Here is an 18,443-nt window from a genome sequence, read left to right as displayed (position 1 = left end):
AGTCCCTTTGCCCGCCGGAGGCATAAAACCCCCAACAAAAAGCCACCGGAAGGATCATCCCCTCCGGCGGCTTTTTCATGCCATCAAAGCGTCAGGAATTAACCGACGATTTCTTCCGGCTTGAAGAAATAGGCGATTTCGATCGCGGCGTTTTCTTCCGAATCCGAACCATGGACCGAGTTGGCTTCGATCGATTCGGCCAGTTCCTTGCGGATGGTGCCGGCGTCGGCGTTGGCGGGGTTGGTGGCGCCCATGATGTCGCGGTTGCGCTTCACAGCGTCTTCGCCTTCCAGAACCTGAACCACGACCGGGCCCGAGATCATGAACGAAACCAGGTCGTTGAAGAAAGGACGCTCGGCGTGAACGGCATAGAAGCCTTCGGCCTGTTCCTTGGTCATCTGGATGCGCTTGCTGGCGACGACGCGCAGGCCGGCTTCTTCCAGCATCTTGGTGACGGCGCCGGTCAGGTTGCGGCGGGTGGCGTCGGGCTTGATGATCGAGAAGGTGCGGGTAAGCGCCATGTCGTAGGTTCCTTGCGTTGGATGGGCCTTGACGGCCCTGTTGCGCGGCGCCCTAGCCTTTCGCGCTCTCTCCTGCAAGGGTGACCATTATCCCGCTTGCGTCCATTTCCGGCCTTCCCGGCGATAGAAGCGACAGGCCCAGCCCTCACGCCCTTTGAGCAGACGCCATGTCTCACGTGCGGCGGCACGCTCGGCCTCGCCAAAAACCAACAGGACGCGGTCGAAATCCCCTTCGCCCGGCTCGCGCCAGACGCCATCGGCCAGAGCAAGGAAGCGCGCGCCGTTGGCCGGGGCCACGTCCTGCGCGATCAGGATAGGCTGGCGCGCATCATGGTCGCCCCCGGCGATGCCATTGGCCAGAAAGCTGGTCGCCCCGGCGCTCCACAAGGCCTGCGAGATCCGCTCACGCGCGCGCGCCTCGCCCGCCACCACCAGCAGGCGGCCGCCCGTCTCCAGCACCTTGCCCGCCAGTGGGGCAAGGGCCAGTTCCGGGCCGCCGGATTCCAGCAGGTAGAAGTCGGCCTGCATTTATTCTGCTTCACGAACCAGCGCGTCGAGCAGGCGCACGCCAAAGCCGGTGGCGCCCTTGTCCCAGGTCGCGCCGGGCTTGTCGGTCCACACCGTGCCCGCGATGTCGAGATGCGCCCACGGGGTCTGCTTCCCGTCGGCGTCCTTTTCGATGTAGCGGGCGAGGAACTGCGCCGCCGTGATCGAGCCGCCGAAACGGCCGCCGACATTCTTCATGTCGGCAATCGGGCTGTCGATCATCTTGTCATAAACCGGGCCCATCGGCATCCGCCACAGCTTGTCGCCGGTGGCCGCACCCGCCTTGGTCAGATCGGCCGAAAGCGCATCATCATTCGAGAACAGCCCGGCATATTCATGCGCAAGGCTCATGATGATCGCGCCGGTCAGCGTGGCCAGATCAACGATCTTGGCAGGCTTGTACTCGCGCTGCACAAAGGTCAGCGCATCGCACAGCACCAGACGGCCCTCGGCATCGGTGTTGATGACCTCGATGGTCTGGCCCGACATGGACGTAACCACATCGCCGGGGCGCTGGGCATTGCCGTCGGGCATGTTTTCAACCAGGCCGAGAACGCCCACCACATTGGCCTTGGCCTTGCGCCGGGCCAGCGTCAGCATCGCGCCCGACACCGCGCCCGCACCGCCCATGTCCCACTTCATGTCCTCCATGCCTGCGCCGGGCTTGAGGCTGATGCCGCCGGTGTCAAAGGTCACGCCCTTGCCGACAAAGGCCAGCGGGGCCGCATCAGCCGCGCCGCCGCGCCATTCCAGCACCACCATCCGGGGCGGCCGCGCCGAACCCTGCGCCACGCCCAGCAGCGAGCCCATGCCCAGCGAGCGCATTTCCTTTTCGTCCAGCACGCGGATGTCCACGCCCGTCCCGGCGAAACGCTGGCGTATGCGTTCAACGAAGCTTTCCGGATACAGCACATTGGCCGGTTCGGTCACCAGTTCGCGGGTGAATTCGACGCCCTCGGCAATGGCGGTGGCGGCTTCCCACGCGGCCTGCGCGCCATCGGCGGCGTTCATCACCAGAATTTCCTCAAGGCTGGCCTTTTCCTCGTCCTTGAGCGTGGTGCGATAGCCATCCTGTTTCCACAGGCGCAAACGCAGCGCCAGCAGCACGCTGGCCAATTCATCCGCCGCCAGCCCCGCGCCGTCGAGCAACAGTTGCGTCGCGCCCGAGGTGCGATACTTGCCCGCCAGCGCCCCGCCCGCCTTTTCCAGCGAAGCGCGGCGGTCGGTATCGGAATCGCCCCCGCCGGTGCCCGCCAGCGCCAGGCGCCCGATCACCCCATCGACATCGGCAAAGCCTTCAAACACTTGTCCGGCCCGTCCCGCAAAGCGCGCGGCCTTGGCACCGGCCACGATCACGGCGGGCAAACCTTCTTCCCACCCATCGGCGGCCACGAAACGGGCGACCGGCGCAAGGACCGAAGCGGGCGGGCTGGCGAGGAATGTGACGATCATGGTAACTCCTTGCAGGCCGGACGAGCGGCCCGTTCAAAAGCATTGGGTCGGTATTGCGATGCGGTGGGTTGATGCCAATCTCATCGCCTTCATGGATTGCAGTTAGGCATCCCCTCTGCGATAGGCAAGCCATGCCTGCGTTGATTGGGCCTCATGCGCCCCTTGCCAAACCGAACCTTTCCATTGCCCTGCGCCGGATGGCGCCATGGGCGGCGCTTTGCGTCGCGCTGGCCGCCGATCCGACATGGGCGGCAACCATGCGCGAGGCCGGTGGGCCATCGGCGGGGGGGCTGGAAACCGGCGCCGAGGCGGGCGGCCCGGCCGCCGACCTGCCCCAGCGCACGCGCTATGACGAAAACAAGATCGATTTTGCCGCCGATCAGGTCGATTACGACGACACGAATGATGTCGTGATCGCCACGGGCAATGTCTTTTTGCGGCGCGGCGAACAGACCGTGCGCGCCAATACCGTCCGCTGGAATCGCAAGACCGGCCAGATCATGGCGCAGGGCCAGCTTCGCGTGGTCGATGCCAATGGCAACGAATTGCTCACCGACCAGATGGAGCTGAGCGAGGATTTGAGCGTTGGGCTGACGCATAATATGCTGATGCTGATGCGCGAGGGCGGGCGCCTGGCCGCCAATGAAGGGCGGCGCGACACCAACGGCCATTATGTCCTGACCCAGGCGGCCTATACCGGCTGCGACGTGGTGGACAGCAAGGGCTGCGAGAAAAAGCCGATCTGGAAGGTGACGGCGCGCCACGTCGAATATGATCCTGATAAAAAGATCGTGCGTTTCAAGGGCGCGCGCCTGTCGCTGTTCGGCGCCTCCATCGTACCTCTGCCCAGCCTTCAGGTGGCGACGGACGGACGGCCCCTGCCCGGTTTTCTGGTGCCCGATTTCCGCACATCGGCGGCCAACGGATTTGAATTTTCCAGCACCTATTACGCCCGCCTTGCCAATAACAAGGATCTGGCCATCACCGGCTATGCCTTTACCAAGGCCAAGCCTATGGCCAAGGTGCATTACCGCCAGTTGGGCGATACCGGCGCGTTTCAGATCACCGGCTATCTGACTCGCTCGGCCGCCACCGACGTTTCGGGCCTCAACACCCAGCAAAAGTGGCGCGGCTATTTCGACGCCAACGGCAAATATCAGCTCTCGCCCAACTGGAGCCTCGATTTTTCGGGCCGCTTTGCCTCCGACCGCACGTTCCTGCGCCGCTATTATATTTCCTCGGACGATACGCTGCGCTCGAACATCAATCTGGAGCGGATCGGCCAGACGTCCTATTTCTCGCTTTCGGGCTGGGCGTTCCAGACGCTGCGCGCCACGGGCACGCAGGGGCTGGTGCCGATTACCCTGCCGATGATCGACTATCGCCGGCGGTTTGACGAAAACCTGCTGGGCGGCAAGATCGAGGTGCGCGCCAACACGCTGGCCATCACCCGCAGCGCCGGGCAGGACATGCAGCGCGCCTTTGCCAGCGTGGAATGGAACCTGCGCAAGATGACGCCCATGGGGCAGATCATCACGCTGACCGCGCTGGGCCGGGGCGATGTCTATCATTCGACCGACAATCTGCTGACCAGCACCGCCATCTATCGCGGCACCGCCGGTTGGCAGGGACGCGCCACGGCCACGGCTGCGGCCGACATCACCTGGCCCTTTGTCGGCCCGCTGTTCGGCGGAACGCAGGTGCTGACCCCCCATGTGCAGTTCGTGGCCACATCGCCCACGCCCAACATGCGAATCCCCAACGAGGACGCGCGCGCCATCGAACTCGAAGACATCAATCTCTTCGCGCTCAACCGCTTTCCCGGCTATGACCGGATCGAGGACGGCAACCGCGTGACCTATGGCATGGAATGGCGGCTGGAGCGGCCCAACTGGCGCATCAACGCCAATGTCGGCCAATCCTATCGCCTGACCAGCCAGCCCACCCTGCTGCCTCAGGGCACGGGTCTGTCGGACCGCATGTCCGATATCGTCGGGCGCACCGAAATCCGCTATCGCGATTTCTTCAAGATCACCCACCGTTACCGGCTCGACCACGACAGCTTCGTGTTTCGCCGTAACGAAGTGGACGCGACCTTGGGCAGCGACACCACCTATCTCGAGGTCGGCTATGCGCGCCTGAACCGCAATATCACCACCAGTCAGGAAGATCTGGTCGACAGCAATGAATTGCGCACAGCGGGGCGAATCGCCTTTGCGAAATTCTGGTCCGTGTTCGGTTCGGGCGTGTTCGACCTTTCGGACAAGAGCCTGCTGGCCAACACCAGCACCGCCTCGTTCCAGCCCTTGCGCACAAGGCTGGGCGTTTCGTTCCAGACCGACTGCTTCCAGTTCGACCTGAACTGGCGGCGCGACTATGTGACCATCGGTGACGCCGTGCGCGGCAGCAGCTTTGAATTGCGCTTTTCGCTGCGCAATCTTGGTTTCCGGTAAACGGCCACAAGCATCTGTTGGCAGGGCCAGACAAAGACGCTATCGCCTGCGGCCATGGCGGGGCGGCATATCACGATATGCTCCCAAATCGCTGCTGGCTCAGCCGGGGTTAAGCCCGGAGGGTGCAGATGCACGGCGACAAGAACAGGATCGAGCGCAAGATTATGGTGGTGACGAAAAAGGCAGGATCTGGATCGGGTGCGGCGCGCGTAAGGGCGGTGGCCCGGATGGGCGCGCTCGCTGGCCTGTCTCTGGCGCTGGCCGCGCAAGGTTTCGCGCAAGCCCCCGTGCGCTCCAAAACGCCCAAGGCTCCTGCGGCAGCGCCCAAGGCCCCGGCCGCCAAGCCCGCCGAAGCGCCCACGGCCAGCGATCCTTTCGGCATCGGCCAGAATGTGACCATGTTGGGCAAGGACAACCCCAATCTGCGCCGCGCCACCGCCATCGTTAACGGCGATATCATCACCGGCACCGATGTGAACCAGCGTCTGGCGCTGATCCTGGCGGCCAATGGGGGCAAGGTCGCGCCTGAGGAAGTCGAGCGGCTTCGCGCGCAGGTTTTGCGCAACCTGATCGACGAAACGCTCCAGATTCAGGAATCGAAGAACGCCGACATCAAGATCGACGAGGGCGAGGTCGACGGCACCTATGCCCGCGTCGCTCAGGAAAACTTCAAGCAGGAACCGGCCGCGCTCGACGCCTATCTGGCCCGCATCGGCTCCTCGCCCAATTCGCTGAAGCGCCAGATCCGCGGCGAATTGGCATGGAACCGCGTGCTGCGCCGCAATGTCCAGCCTTTCGTCAATGTCAGCCAGCAGGAAGTCAAGGAACTGCTCGAGCGGATGAAGGCGTCGAAGGGCACCGAGGAATACCGTCTGGGCGAAATCTATCTGTCGGCCACGCCCGACAGCCGCGCCGTCGTGGCCGAAAATGCCCAGCGCATCATGAGCCAGTTGAAGGAAGGCGGCAGCTTTGCCGCCTATGCCCGCCAATATTCCGAAGCCTCGACCAAGGCGGTGGGCGGCGATCTGGGCTGGATCCGTCTGGCGCAATTGCCCACCGAACTGGCCGCCTCTGCGCGTGAGATGCAGACCGGCCAGCTCGTTGGCCCGATCGAAATGCGCGGCGGTTTCTCGATCCTTTATCTGATCGACAAGCGTCAGGTGCTGACCGCCGATCCGCGCGATGCGGTGCTTGCGCTCAAGCAGATCACGCTGGCCCTGCCCGCCAATATTGCCGAGGCCGAGGCCAACAAGAAGATCGACGAATTTTCCAACGCGATCAAATCGGCCAAGGGCTGCGGCGGCGTCGATGCGGTTGCCGGCAAGCTGGGCGCGCAGGTTGTCGCCAACGACCAGATCCGCGCGCGCGACCTGCCCGCCCCGCTTCAGCAGTCGCTGCTGGCGCTTTCGCTGGGCGAAACCACGCCGCCGTTTGGTTCGGTGCAGGAAGGCATTCGCATGCTGATGCTGTGCGGCCGCGACGATCCCAAGGCGGCCAGCGGCCCCTCGTTCGAGGAATTGATGTCGCAGATGGAAGAAGACCGCGTCAACAAGCGCGCGCAAATGTACATGCGCGACCTTCGCCGCGACGCGATCATCGAGTATAACTGAGATATCGGGTTTAACTGAGGATAAAGAGGTGGCCTATCCAATCCTTCCATTGGCTGTTTCGCTGGGCGATCCGGCCGGTGTAGGGCCGGAACTGATCGCGGCGGCGTGGTTTGCGCGTCGTGTCCACGCCCTGCCCGCCTTTTGCGCGGTGGGCGGCGCGGCCGTGCTGGCCGGTGCGGCGCGCGCGCGCGGGCTGGACATTCCGGTCGAGCGCGTCGCTTCGATGGAGGAGGCCGCGCTGGTCTATGATCGCGCGCTGCCCGTGATCGGCGATTTCGATGGCGAATATCGCCCCGGCGCGCCCGATCGCGACGGCGCGGCGCTGGCGCTGGAAAGCCTGACGCAGGCCACCGCTCTGGCCGTGTCGGGTCAGGCTGGCGCGCTGATGACCGGGCCGATCGCCAAATCGCGGCTGGCCGAGGTGGGTTTCGATTATCCCGGACAGACCGAATTTGTCGCCCATGCCGCAGGTGTTGAGGCCGAGGATGCGGTGATGATGCTGGCGGGTCCGAATTTGCGCACCGTGCCGCTGACGGTCCATGTCGCGCTCTCGGCGGTGCCGGGGTTGATTACGCAAGACCTGATCCTGCGCCGTGCGCGGGTGGTGGCGCGGGCGCTGGAGCGTGATTTCAGGCTGACCAACCCGCGCATCGCGATTGCCGCGCTCAACCCCCATGCCGGCGAAGATGGGCGCTTTGGCGACGAGGATCAGCGCATCGTGGCCCCGGCCATAGAGCAATTGCGCGCCGAGGGCATCAATGCCAGCGGGCCGCACGCCGCCGATGGCCTGTTTGCGGCGCGTGGGCGGGCCTCGTTTGACGTGGCCATCTGCATGTATCACGATCAGGCGCTGATCCCTTTGAAAGCGCTCGATTTTGACCATGGTGTCAATATCACGCTGGGCCTGCCGATCATCCGCTCCTCGCCCGATCACGGCACAGCCTTTCCCATCGCGGGCAAGGGGCAGGCCAATGTCGGCGCGACGGTCTCGGCGCTGCGCCTTGCCGCCGATTGCGCACGCAGCCGCGCCGCCCTATTGGCGGCCTGATGAGCGATTCCGATTTACCGCGTCCCGATTTGCCGCCCCTGCGCGAGGTCATCAATGCCCATGGCCTGTTTGCCAGCAAGGCGCTGGGCCAGAACTTCCTGTTTGACGAGCAATTGCTTTCGCGCATCGCGGCCATCCCCGGACGGCTGAAGGGCCAGAATGTGCTGGAGGTCGGCCCCGGCCCCGGCGGCCTGACGCGCGCCCTGCTGCGCGCGGGGGCCAAGGTCACGGCCATCGAAATGGACAAGCGCTGTATGACGCCGCTGGGCGAGTTGGCCGAGGCGTTTCCGGGGCAATTGACGGTGATTGAGGGCGATGCGCTCAAGATCGATCATGCCGCCCTGTTTGATGGCGAACCTTACGCGATCCTGGCCAACCTGCCCTATAATGTCGGCACGGCTTTGTTCACGGGCTGGTTGTCGGGAGAAATCTGGCCGCCGCGCTGGACTTCGCTGACGCTGATGTTCCAATTGGAAGTGGCCGAGCGGATCGTGGCGCCATCGGGCAGCGATGCTTTCGGGCGTCTAGCCGTGCTCAGCCAATGGCGCGCCGCCCCCAAGATCGCGATGAAGGTGCATCGCAGCGCCTTTACCCCGCCGCCCAAAGTGATGAGCGCGATCATCCATGTGAAGCCCGGCGATATGCCCGAAGGCGTCTCGGCCCGGATGCTGGAGCGCGTGACCGAGGCCGCCTTTGGCCAACGGCGCAAAATGCTGCGGCAAAGCCTGAAAGGCCTGCCCGGCGCGCTGGACGCGTTGGAAACATTGGGCATCGACCCGGCCCGCCGCGCCGAAACGCTGTCCGTGGCAGAATTCGTCAGCATCGCCAAAATTCTGAGCGCCTGAAGAAAACCCCCGGAGCATCGGCCCCGGGGGTTTCTTGCATCAGACCGTTTCGAGTTGCCGCGCCGCCTGCTTCTTCTTCAGGCGCCATGCGTGCAGCAAGGGTTCGGTATAGCCGCTGGGCTGCTCCACCCCGTTGAACACCAGATCGCAGGCCGCGCGGAAGGCATAGCTTTCCTCCCAGCGCCCGGCCATCGGTTCATAGAGCGGATCGCCCGCGTTCTGGGCATCGACCTTGGCGGCCATGCGCTTGAGCGAATCCATGACCTGCTCGCCCGTGGCCACGCCATGCAGCAGCCAATTGGCCATATGCTGGCTGGAAATACGCAGCGTGGCGCGATCCTCCATCAGGCCCACGTCGTTGATATCGGGAACCTTGGAGCAGCCGACACCCTGATCAATCCAGCGCACGACATAGCCGAGCAAACCTTGCGCATTGTTATCCAGTTCCTCGGCGACATCCTCCGCCGAGAAATTGGTGCCCAGCGCCAAGGGAATCGTCAGCAAAGGCTCCAGACCCGGCACAGGCTGCGCGGCGATTTCACGCTGGCGGGCAAAGACGTCCAGCCCGTGATAATGCGTAGCGTGGAGCGTGGCCGCCGTGGGCGAAGGCACCCATGCGGTGTTGGCCCCGGCGCGCGGATGGCCGATCTTCTGCTCCAGCATGTCACGCATCCGGTCGGGCGCGGCCCACATGCCCTTGCCGATCTGCGCCTTGCCCGACAGGCCGCTGGCAAGGCCGATGCCGACATTGCGCGCCTCATAGGCCGAAATCCAAGCCGAAGCCTTGATGGCATTCTTGCGAATGACCGGGCCGGCCTGCATCGAGGTGTGGATCTCATCGCCGGTGCGGTCAAGGAAGCCGGTATTGATGAAGACGATCCGCTCCTTCACCGCCTCAATGCAGGCGGCAAGGTTGGCGCTCGTCCGGCGCTCCTCGTCCATCACGCCCACCTTGATCGTGTGGCGCGCAAGGCCCAGCAGATCCTCGACCGCGTTGAACAGGTCGTTGGTGAAGGCGACCTCCTCCGGCCCGTGCATCTTGGGCTTGACGATATAGATGCTGCCCGTCCGGCTGTTGCGATGACGACCCAGACCTTTAAGGTCCTGCATCGCAATCGCGCTGGTGATGACAGCGTCCATCACACCTTCGGGGATCTCGCGGCCATCGGCCAGCAGGATCGCCGGATTGGTCATCAGATGGCCGACATTGCGGATGAAGAGCAGGCTGCGCCCCGGCAGGGTCAAGGCCGATCCATCCAGCGCCGTCCATTCCCGGTCCGCCGCCAGTTCGCGGTGCAGGATCTTGCCGCCCTTTTCAAAGCTCTCGGTCAGATCGCCGCGCATCAGGCCCAGCCAGTTGGCATAGGCAGCGATCTTGTCCTCGGCATCGACGGCCGCAATCGAATCCTCCAGATCGCAGATCGTGGTCAGCGCCGATTCGAGGATGATATCGCTGATCCCCGCCTTGTCGGTCGCGCCGATGACATGGGTGTGGTCGATCACGATCTCAATATGCAGGCCATTGTTGACCAGCAGCAGCGCGCCCTTATGCCCATCGCCGCGCCGGGCGATCAATTGCTCGGGCCGCGCCAAAGCGGGCAGCGGACGTTCGGGACTGATGCCTTCCCAATCGGCCCATGAGCCTTCGGCCAGCGGAACTGCCGAATCGAGGAAAGCCCGTCCCGCCGCGATCACCGCCGCGCCGCGTTCGACATCATAGCCGCCCTTTTTGGCCGCCGGAGCATCGAGCGCATCGGTGCCGTAATAGGCGTCATACAGGCTGCCCCAGCGCGCATTGGCGGCGTTAAGCAGGAAGCGGGCGTTGAGGACCGGCACAACCAATTGCGGCCCGGCCATCGTCGCGATTTCCGCGTCCACATTGCGCGTGGTGATGGCAAAGGGTGCCGGTTCGGGCACGATATAGCCGATGGCGCGCAGGAAGCCCTCATATTCGGGCAGATCCACGGCGATCTTGCCGCGCTCGCGATGCCAGCCATCAATGGCGGCCTGAAGTTCATCACGGCGGGCCAGCAGCGCGCGATTGCGCGGCGCATATTCGCCCAGCAACGCGGCAAAGCCCGACCAGAAGCGCGATGCATCCAGCCCCAGCGGCGGCAAAACCCGATTTTCGACGAAAAGGGCCAGATCGCCATCAACCTGAAGGCCAGCCCGGTCCTGATACTTGCTCATCATCACTCACCCTCATCCAAGGTGCCGCTCAAGCGAATGCCTGAACGACATAAAGGCACGCGCGCTAAACGCATGGCATACATGGACTCCGGGGAGGAGAGACAGATAGACTTATGACCGATGGCAGCGCCTTTGGCAACCGGCTTGTCGGGCGCGGCGAATTTTCAGGCGCCTTGCGGCAATTATCGCAAAGCCGGAGCGTTTTGTCCCAAAGGCGAACAGTTCATGGTTAACATCCTGTTTACCACCCTTGCGCCACCTAGGGGTTATGCCAGAGTGGAGCCACAGGCCGACACGGACATTTCAAAACACCGTGAGGGCAAAGCAGAGGTTTGGCTTATGTGGCAGAAAATCGCCCGTCTTTTCGTCATCAAGACTCGTGCCGAAGCGTTTCTCGTGATTTTCGCGCTGGCCAATGGCGCGGTGCAGCGCGGACAGGTCTATCTGGGCCAATATCCCGGTTTTGGCGGCAAGCTGCTGTTTCTGGCCTGCACCGGCTCGGTGTTCATGGCGGGGGCCAAAATCCTCGACTGCATCAAGCATGAGGCTGCCAAGGCCGAACCGGAAACCGTCAAAGCCTAAACCTCTCTGAACTCTCCCTGCGCCAATCCATCCAGCGACCATTCCCCCACGCGCCAGCGCACCAGACGCAAGGTTGGGTGCCCCACGGCAGCCGTCATGCGGCGGACCTGACGGTTGCGTCCTTCGTGAATGGTCAGCGCGATCCAGCAATCAGGCACAGTTTTACGAAAACGCACCGGCGGATCGCGCGGCCACAGATCGGGCGGGTCGATCCGCTCGGCCTTGGCGGGCAAGGTCATGCCATCCTTCAACCGCACCCCTCGCCGCAGCGCTTCAAGAGCCGCCTCGTCCGGCTCGCCTTCCACCTGCACCAGATAGGTCTTGAGCGCCTTGTAGCGCGGATCGGTGATGCGCGCCTGAAGCCGCCCGTCATCGGTGAGCAGCAGCAGCCCCTCGCTGTCATGATCGAGCCTGCCCGCCGGATAGACGCCGGGACGCTTGATGAAATCGGCCAAGGTCGGGCGCGGCGGGCCATTGGGTTCGGGGGTGAACTGGCATAGCACGCCATAGGGTTTATTGAAGAGAATCAGCGCCATCAATCCTCTTCCTCAAAACCAAGACTACCCTGATTGATGAGAGCCGTGAGCAAGGCCAAAGCCTCCTCTCCCGGCGATCCGCTCCATTCGCCGCCCGCGCAAAGATCGCGCGCCAGTGCCGCAGCCTCGCCCCGGCATTCGCGGCAGACGCCATCGACGAAGAGCAGAACACCCTCACCCGCCTCGATAAAGGCGAAGCGATGCGCCGGGTTGCGATGCAGCGCATGGCCCTCGCCCAGCATCGCGGCGACCTCGTCGGCCTCCATTTGCTCCTCGGGCCGCCAGTCGGTTTCGGCATATTTGGACAGGCTGTTGTAATGGCCAAACCAGCGGGCAAAGGCATCCCGGTCCGCCAGCGAGGCCAGCACCATGCCATGCAGGCGGTCGAGCGCCTCGGCAGTGATTTCGCCCGGATGCGCCTGAAAGCTCAAATCGGGGTCGGCATAGCGGTCATCCTCGGCCATGGCATCGACCTGATGCGCGGTCCACGCCTCGGCCAGTTCGGCGCGCGAGGGAGCGCGAAAACCCACCGAATAGGTCATGCAATCATCGCCAATCGCCACGCCGTCATGGGCAAAACCGGGCGGGACATAGAGGATATCGCCCGGCTCCAGAACCCAATCGCCCGTCGCCTCGAAATCCTCGATCAGGCGCAGATCCTCATGAGGAACCAGCGGCGTCTGCGCATCGCAAACCGGCCCGACCCGCCAGCGGCGGCGACCAAGGCCCTGAATCAGAAACACATCATACTGATCGAAATGCGGCCCCACGCCCCCGCCATCATTGGCATAGGACACCATCACATCGTCGATCCGCCAGTCCGGCACGAAACGAAACGGCTCGATCAGCGCGGCCACATCGGGCACATAATGATCGACCGCCTGCACCAACAGCGTCCAGGGTTCCTTGCCCAGCTTGGCGAAGCGTTCCTCGGCAAAGGGACCGCGCTCCAGCGCCAATTTGCCGCTGCCACTCGTAATCAGACGCGATTCAACGCCCTCCTCGCAGGCAAGGCCCGCCAGTTCGTCCGGCTCAAGCGGATTGGCCCAAGCCTTCCACGGATTGCGGATCAGCAGCGGGCGCTTCTGCCAATTGGCGTTGATGAAAGCGGCGACATCGAAATGGGCGAATTGCATCGCGCGCTCATGCGCTCTTGGGCGCGTTCTGTCAAAATGTAGGGAAACAGGCGGGGCGGTTCTGTTGCTGGGCCCGCAAGCCCGATTTTGAGCGGGGAGCCGCGCGACCGCCGCGCAATAAGGTGAGGAGATTCTGTTGCTAGGCTCCGTGCCTTTGCTGCGTACGAGCCCAGCGAAAGGGCGGCCTGGAACAGGTGGGGCGGTTCTGTTGCTAGGCCCGCCCCGGGCCCCCGAATTCCCTTCTGTTACCCGGTGGGTTCAACCGTGTTCTAGGTTTGTAACTTCAGCCCGTTAAGGCCTAGAATTACGCAGCCAGAGCAAGTGCTTCGTTGTCGTTGGCACTTATGAGTTTTGAGCCTATAACAGGTTACTCAGCCTGGGTAAAAACAGCGCTTTTCAACACACGTCGATCCTAGTTCGGCCCCATCAACACCCTCGCGACAACGAGGCCCCGGCACAGGTCCGGGTAGTGATGGTGGAGCCGCCGGGTACCGCCCCCGGGTCCGCTGCATCTATTGCACGCCGCAGTTTATCACCATAGCCGGTCGAAACCGGCGAGGGGTGATATAGGCGCAATTTTGCAAAAGAAAAGGGGGCCGCCCCGATTTCCGATGGCAGCCCCCCTGTGCATGTTGGCTGGTCTCAGCGCGCCTTTTTCAACGAGCCTTTTTCAACGCGCCTTGAGGGCATCGCGGATTTCGGCCAGCAGTTCGACCTCGGTGGGGCCGGCGGGCGCGGCCGGCGCCTCGGGGGCGGCAGGCTTGGCGGTGGCCTTGTTCGCGCCCTTGACGATCAGGAAGATCACGAAGGCCATGATCAGGAAATTGATGATCGCGGTGACAAAGCTGCCATAGCCCAGCATCGCCACACCCGCCTTTTTCAGCGCGGCATAATCGGTGGGCGATCCGGTATAGCTGGCCGGAATATCGCCCAGCAGGATGAATTTGGACGAAAAATCGATGCCGCCCGTGACCTTGCCGATCACCGGCATCAACACATCATCGGTAAGGGAGGAAACGATCTTGCCAAAGGCCCCGCCGATGATCACACCGACCGCCAGATCCAGCACATTGCCGCGTGCGATAAAGGTCTTGAATTCCTGAAGCATATTATCCTTCCCTCTTCTGCCTGACCCAGAATTGCCACAGGGCGATGTTAACCACAACCGCCTATCAGGCCCTTATGTTTGCGCCTTCAACCTGACGCCTTGCACTTTGCCCAAAGCGGTGGTTAGCCCGCAAGACGTTGCAACGGAGCCTTTGATGACCAAGGAAAAGATCGTCCAGACCTGGCGCGAGAGCGAAGAGCAGGTGGTCTGGCAGGGCCGGTTCATCGCGACCAAGCAGCGCGGCAACTGGGAATATGTCAGTCGCGCGCGCAACATCCGCGCCGCCGTCATTCTGGCGATTGACGAGGAGGACCATGTCCTGCTGGTCGAGCAATATCGTGTGCCGTTGAAGCGCATCTGCCTGGAATTGCCCGCCGGTTTGGTCGGCGATTCCGATGACAATGCCGATGAAGTGGCCACCGATGCCGCCCGGCGCGAATTGATCGAGGAAACCGGCTATGATGCCGCGCGCATGGAAGTGGTGGGCGAATTCTACTCCTCGCCCGGCATGGTGACCGAGAGCTTTACCCTGCTGCGCGCCCATGGGTTGACCAAGGTCGGCCCGGGCGGCGGGGTGGATGACGAAGAGATCATCACCCACCGCGTGGCCCTTGCCGACATCGGCGCTTTTGTCGCCGCCCGCCGCGCCGAGGGCATGGCGATTGACGTGAAACTGTTGATGCTGCTCGCGCCTCAGATTATTGCGCGGGGGTGAAATCGACCGTATGGCCCAATGGCCTCTGGACAAGTGATAGCAAAGAGGGCCAAGACCGCCGCCATGGGGGAAGATGATCGCCACAAAACCGCCAAGCTGCATTCGACCGACGAGGCCGAAGCGCTGATCGACGCCGGTAAGGCGAAGAAGCGCTATCGCGTCACGTCCTTCGATGTGGCCGCCGAGGCAGGCGTCAGCCAGTCCACCGTCAGCCGCGCGCTGGCGGGCGACCCGGTGGTGAGCGAGGCAACCCGCGCGCGCGTGGCTGCGGCCGCGGCCAAGCTGAACTATCACGTGGACGAGAATGCCGCCCGCCTGCGCACCGGCCGGACGGGCACTCTGGCGGTGGTGGTGATCTGCCGACCCGACGAAGATATCAAGAATTTCAACCCTTTCCACTTCGCGCTTTTGGGCAGCGTCTGCGCGGCGGCTTCGCGGCGGCGGCATGAAACGATCGTCTCGTTTCAGGGCGCGTCCGACCACCTGTGGGGCCTGTATCAGGAACAGCGCAAGGCCGACGGGCTGATCGTCATCGGTACCAGCGAGAATTGGGACGCTTGGGATTACTTCCACTCCATTGCCGCCGAGGGCGCGCATCTGGTGTGTTGGGGCAGCCCGCATGAGGACCTCGATTGGGTGCGGTCGGACAATATCGGCGGGGCGCGGATGGCGACCCAGCATCTGATCGATTCGGGCTATCGCAATATCGTTTGCATTGCCTCGGAAACCTCGGCCCAGCGCCAGTTCAAGGAGCGGTATGAAGGCTATGCCGAATTGCTGCGCGAACAGGGCATGGAGCCGCGCCTGATCACCTTTGAGGAGGGGATGAGCCGCGACGAACAGGGACGCCGCGCGGCGGTGGAACTGATCCGTTCGGGCGTGCCTTTCGATGCGATCTTTGCCTGCTGCGACGAAATGGCGCTGGGCGCGCTGCGTGTACTGCGCGAACAGGGGATTTCGGTGCCTGAACAGGTGGGCCTGATCGGCTTTGACGGCATCCGTGCGGGCGCGCATTCGGCCCCGCCCCTCTCCTCGGTCGAACCGGATTTCCAGACAGCGGGCGAGGTTCTGGTGGACCGCCTGCTCTCGGTGATCGCAGGCACGCCGGGCGAAAAGAAACGCGTACCGGTGCGCTTGTTGCCCAGGGGCAGCAGCCGGAGGTAAGGGAGCCTTTTGCTGTTTGCGCTTTTGCAGGCTGCGTAAACGGCCGAAACGCCCGCCAACTGCGCCCTCACCAAATCCAGCGGATCAGGGGAACTGGACAAGGCTACCTGCCCCCATGCCCGTGCGTCCATGCTTTTTAAGCCGGCACGAGATGCGCAGGGTCTTGCGGTTCAAGGCACCTATAATCGCAGGTTCGTCTGGACGGTTCCGCAAAAGCGGTAAAGGCAAAGGGCCGCGTGACGAAACACGCAGCCCTTCAATCCATCCTTAAAGAGCTGATACACCCAAAAATTCGGGAATCGGCCCATTCCATTCGCCCGGCTTGGACGGCGGATCATTGTCGCGCCAACGGCCACGGCTGCGATCTTCCTGACGATGCTCGTGGCGGTTTTCATGCCTATGCTCGCGGCGGGGCGCGCGCTCCTCGCGGGGGCTGCGCTCTTCCTGCTGCGCCCGTTCCTCGCGGCGCGGACGCTCCTCACGGGCAGGCCGTTCTTCACGCGCAGCGCGTTCCGGCGCCTTGCGCTCGCGCGGCTTATGCGCGGTTTTCTCGGCCTTCTCTTCCGCCTTTTCGGCCTTGTGGTCGATCTCCAGCTTGATTTCCGGGATCGGGCCGCCGGTCAGCTTCTCGACATTCTGGATCGCTTCCAGATCGGCATCGCAATAGATCGTGAAGGCGCGGCCTGTGGCCCCGCCGCGACCGGTGCGGCCGATGCGGTGGACGTAATCATCCGGATGCCAAGGCGTGTCGAAGTTGAAGACGTGAGAAACGCCCTTCACATCCAGCCCGCGCGCGGCCACGTCCGAAGCGCACAGGATGTTGATCGAGCCATCCTTGAACCGGTCCAGCTCGGCAATGCGGCTCGACTGATCCATGTCACCATGGATTTCACCGGCGGCGAAACCATGGCGCTTCAGGCTCTTGGCCAATTCGCGCACCGTCGTTTTCTTGTTGGCGAAAATGATGGCCGTGGTCACGTTGTCGTGACGCAACAGATGACGCAGCACTTCGCGCTTCTGCTTGGGGCCGCATTTGACCTTGTGCTGGGCGATGCTGGTGTTGTTCGAAGCGGGCCGGGCAACCTCGATATATTTCGGGTTGCTCAGGAAGCGGTCGGCCAGCTTCTTGATCGGCGGCGGCATCGTCGCGGAGAACAGCAGCGTCTGGCGCTGGGCCGGGAGCTTGGAGCAGATCGTCTCGATGTCGGGAATGAACCCCATGTCGAGCATACGGTCGGCTTCGTCGATCACCAACAGGTCGCAGCCCGTGAGCAGGATCTTGCCCCGCTCGAACAGGTCCATCAACCGGCCCGGCGTGGCGATCAGCACGTCCACACCATCCGAGAGCGCCTTGACCTGATCCCCCATCTGCACGCCGCCAATCAGCAGCGCCATCTTGAGATCATGGTTCTTGCCATATTTCTCGAAATTCTCGGCCACCTGCGCGGCCAGTTCGCGCGTAGGCTCAAGAATGAGCGACCGCGGCATCAGCGCGCGGCGGCGGCCATGCGCGAGAATGTCGATCATCGGCAGCACGAAACTGGCGGTTTTGCCGGTGCCGGTCTGTGCAATACCGATAAGGTCGCGCATCATCAGCACGGAAGGGATTGCCTGCGCCTGAATCGGCGTGGGCGTGTCATAGCCAGCAGCGGTAACGCTTTGCAGCAATTCGTCGGAAAGGCCGAGATCGGCGAAACTCATGGGTTTGGGGTGTTTCCGCAAGTGGGGGCATCCGTCCTACCCGTGGCCGGATGCACAAAACCGCCGCCTTGGCGGACAAGGCGGCGCGGGTGTTGGGGGATTAGCGCCAAATCGCGGCGAAAGTCAAGAAAATCGCCCGAAACAGCCTTAACGGCGCACGGGAACTTCGACCAGGGCGTGTAAATCATGGATCAGGCAATTGGCACCCGAGCGCGCGTGGATCTTGTCACGTTCGATGCAGATCTGGCCGTCGGCGTTGCGTTCGACATAAAAACCGGAATAAAAATCATGCGCATGGCATGATTTATCCAGCCCCGCCGTGACCACCCGCGAATCGCGCAGAAAGAACAGCAGGCGGTTGCGCGGCGCGCTCTGAACGCTGACAATGGAGGAGGCGGGCAGGCATTTGCCCATGTTGCGCTCTTCCAACCGCGTGGAGCGATCCTCCTGATCATTCTCGATCACAAAGACCGGCGGCGGCACCGGCGGCCCGGGCGAAATGCGGATCGAGAACTGCTGCTGAATGCGGACCTGTTTGTATTCATCGTCCAGATCGAGGCCGCGCACTTGCACAGCATGCCAGACTTTCTCGCCCGTATCGACCAACGAGGCAGCTCCGGCCGGAGACTCGCCATGAATCAGTGCGACAAGGCCCAGCGCAGCCACGGCTCCCCCAAGCACCCAACGCCCGCGGCGCAGGCCGGAGCTGACGCCAATCATGCGCCGCAAAAGGATCGGAAAGGGAAGTCTGGCCATATATTTGCAAGGTTTGATCCTCCCATGCGGCAGGCCAAACGTGTAACCCTCATGTCTGTTTCTCGGACTTGTGACATAAT

At 63.1% G+C, this 18,443-nt stretch carries 16 protein-coding genes and 1 other RNA gene; 7 read left to right on the top strand and 10 right to left on the bottom strand.

Annotation, left to right across the window (positions count from 1 at the left end):
- Positions 1 to 98: 98 nt before the first annotated feature.
- From ndk to FHW92_RS17625, 3 genes are all read right to left on the bottom strand, one after another.
- On the bottom strand, positions 99 to 521 hold the full coding sequence (ndk, locus tag FHW92_RS17635; protein ID WP_168604587.1) for a nucleoside-diphosphate kinase: 423 nt from the start codon (positions 519 to 521) through the stop codon (positions 99 to 101).
- A gap of 87 nt (positions 522 to 608) precedes the next feature.
- Positions 609 to 1,049 (bottom strand): DNA polymerase III subunit chi, encoded by a 441-nt coding sequence (locus tag FHW92_RS17630; protein ID WP_168604586.1) that lies wholly within the window; start codon positions 1,047 to 1,049, stop codon positions 609 to 611.
- Entirely contained in the window at positions 1,050 to 2,519 is a 1,470-nt protein-coding gene (locus FHW92_RS17625) for a leucyl aminopeptidase (RefSeq protein ID WP_168604585.1), read from the bottom strand.
- Positions 2,520 to 2,650: 131 nt separating this feature from the next.
- Here FHW92_RS17625 and lptD point away from each other — a divergent pair, with 131 nt between their 5' ends.
- The 4 genes from lptD to rsmA all read left to right on the top strand — a co-directional run bounded on the left by lptD (position 2,651) and on the right by rsmA (position 8,475).
- A complete protein-coding gene (gene lptD, locus FHW92_RS17620) occupies positions 2,651 to 4,972 on the top strand; it encodes an LPS assembly protein LptD (RefSeq protein ID WP_168604584.1) in 2,322 nt (773 codons plus the stop codon).
- A 128-nt stretch (positions 4,973 to 5,100) separates the two neighbouring features.
- Positions 5,101 to 6,582 carry a peptidylprolyl isomerase gene (locus tag FHW92_RS17615; protein ID WP_246870241.1) on the top strand — a complete coding sequence of 494 codons (1,482 nt, stop codon included), beginning with the start codon at positions 5,101 to 5,103 and terminating at the stop codon, positions 6,580 to 6,582.
- A 28-nt stretch (positions 6,583 to 6,610) separates the two neighbouring features.
- A complete protein-coding gene (pdxA, locus tag FHW92_RS17610) occupies positions 6,611 to 7,630 on the top strand; it encodes a 4-hydroxythreonine-4-phosphate dehydrogenase PdxA (RefSeq protein ID WP_168604583.1) in 1,020 nt (339 codons plus the stop codon).
- Complete coding sequence (rsmA, locus tag FHW92_RS17605; RefSeq protein WP_168604582.1) at positions 7,630 to 8,475, top strand: 16S rRNA (adenine(1518)-N(6)/adenine(1519)-N(6))-dimethyltransferase RsmA; 846 nt, start codon at positions 7,630 to 7,632, stop codon at positions 8,473 to 8,475. The genes pdxA and rsmA overlap by 1 nt, the downstream gene beginning before the upstream one ends.
- A 39-nt stretch (positions 8,476 to 8,514) precedes the next feature.
- Here the strand turns inward: rsmA and FHW92_RS17600 are convergent, their stop codons facing one another.
- The gene (locus FHW92_RS17600; RefSeq protein ID WP_168604581.1) at positions 8,515 to 10,665 is read right to left on the bottom strand and encodes a malate synthase G; all 2,151 of its coding nucleotides are present in this window, start codon (positions 10,663 to 10,665) and stop codon (positions 8,515 to 8,517) included.
- 339 nt (positions 10,666 to 11,004) lie between these two features.
- Here FHW92_RS17600 and FHW92_RS17595 point away from each other — a divergent pair, with 339 nt between their 5' ends.
- Complete coding sequence (locus FHW92_RS17595; RefSeq protein WP_168604580.1) at positions 11,005 to 11,247, top strand: hypothetical protein; 243 nt, start codon at positions 11,005 to 11,007, stop codon at positions 11,245 to 11,247.
- Here the strand turns inward: FHW92_RS17595 and FHW92_RS17590 are convergent.
- From FHW92_RS17590 to mscL, 4 genes are all read right to left on the bottom strand, one after another.
- Entirely contained in the window at positions 11,244 to 11,783 is a 540-nt protein-coding gene (locus FHW92_RS17590; RefSeq protein ID WP_168604579.1) for an rRNA large subunit pseudouridine synthase E, read from the bottom strand. The genes FHW92_RS17595 and FHW92_RS17590 overlap by 4 nt on opposite strands.
- On the bottom strand, positions 11,783 to 12,919 hold the full coding sequence (locus FHW92_RS17585; RefSeq protein WP_168604578.1) for a cupin domain-containing protein: 1,137 nt from the start codon (positions 12,917 to 12,919) through the stop codon (positions 11,783 to 11,785). Before FHW92_RS17585 ends, FHW92_RS17590 begins: the two co-directional genes overlap by 1 nt.
- Before the next feature lie 193 nt (positions 12,920 to 13,112).
- Positions 13,113 to 13,514, bottom strand: a transfer-messenger RNA (tmRNA) gene (gene ssrA, locus FHW92_RS17580).
- A 75-nt stretch (positions 13,515 to 13,589) separates the two neighbouring features.
- Complete coding sequence (gene mscL / locus FHW92_RS17575) at positions 13,590 to 14,027, bottom strand: large conductance mechanosensitive channel protein MscL (protein WP_168604577.1); 438 nt, start codon at positions 14,025 to 14,027, stop codon at positions 13,590 to 13,592.
- A gap of 154 nt (positions 14,028 to 14,181) precedes the next feature.
- On the opposite strand from mscL, the gene FHW92_RS17570 reads away from it, so the two are divergent.
- Positions 14,182 to 14,742 (top strand): NUDIX hydrolase, encoded by a 561-nt coding sequence (locus FHW92_RS17570; protein WP_168604576.1) that lies wholly within the window; start codon positions 14,182 to 14,184, stop codon positions 14,740 to 14,742.
- 63 nt (positions 14,743 to 14,805) lie between these two features.
- Positions 14,806 to 15,906, top strand: coding sequence for a substrate-binding domain-containing protein (locus tag FHW92_RS17565; protein WP_172249327.1), 1,101 nt, complete (start codon positions 14,806 to 14,808; stop codon positions 15,904 to 15,906).
- Positions 15,907 to 16,173: 267 nt separating this feature from the next.
- Here FHW92_RS17565 and FHW92_RS17560 read toward each other — a convergent pair whose 3' ends face one another.
- A complete protein-coding gene (locus FHW92_RS17560; protein ID WP_168604575.1) occupies positions 16,174 to 17,607 on the bottom strand; it encodes a DEAD/DEAH box helicase in 1,434 nt (477 codons plus the stop codon).
- A gap of 147 nt (positions 17,608 to 17,754) precedes the next feature.
- A complete protein-coding gene (locus FHW92_RS17555; RefSeq protein ID WP_210428566.1) occupies positions 17,755 to 18,327 on the bottom strand; it encodes a hypothetical protein in 573 nt (190 codons plus the stop codon).
- Positions 18,328 to 18,443: the final 116 nt, after the last annotated feature.

Origin of the sequence: Novosphingobium sp. SG707, from assembly GCF_012275515.1 — a bacterium.
In the GTDB taxonomy this organism is placed as follows: Bacteria; Pseudomonadota; Alphaproteobacteria; order Sphingomonadales; family Sphingomonadaceae; genus Novosphingobium.
This window is presented reverse-complemented; position numbering and strand designations above follow the sequence as displayed.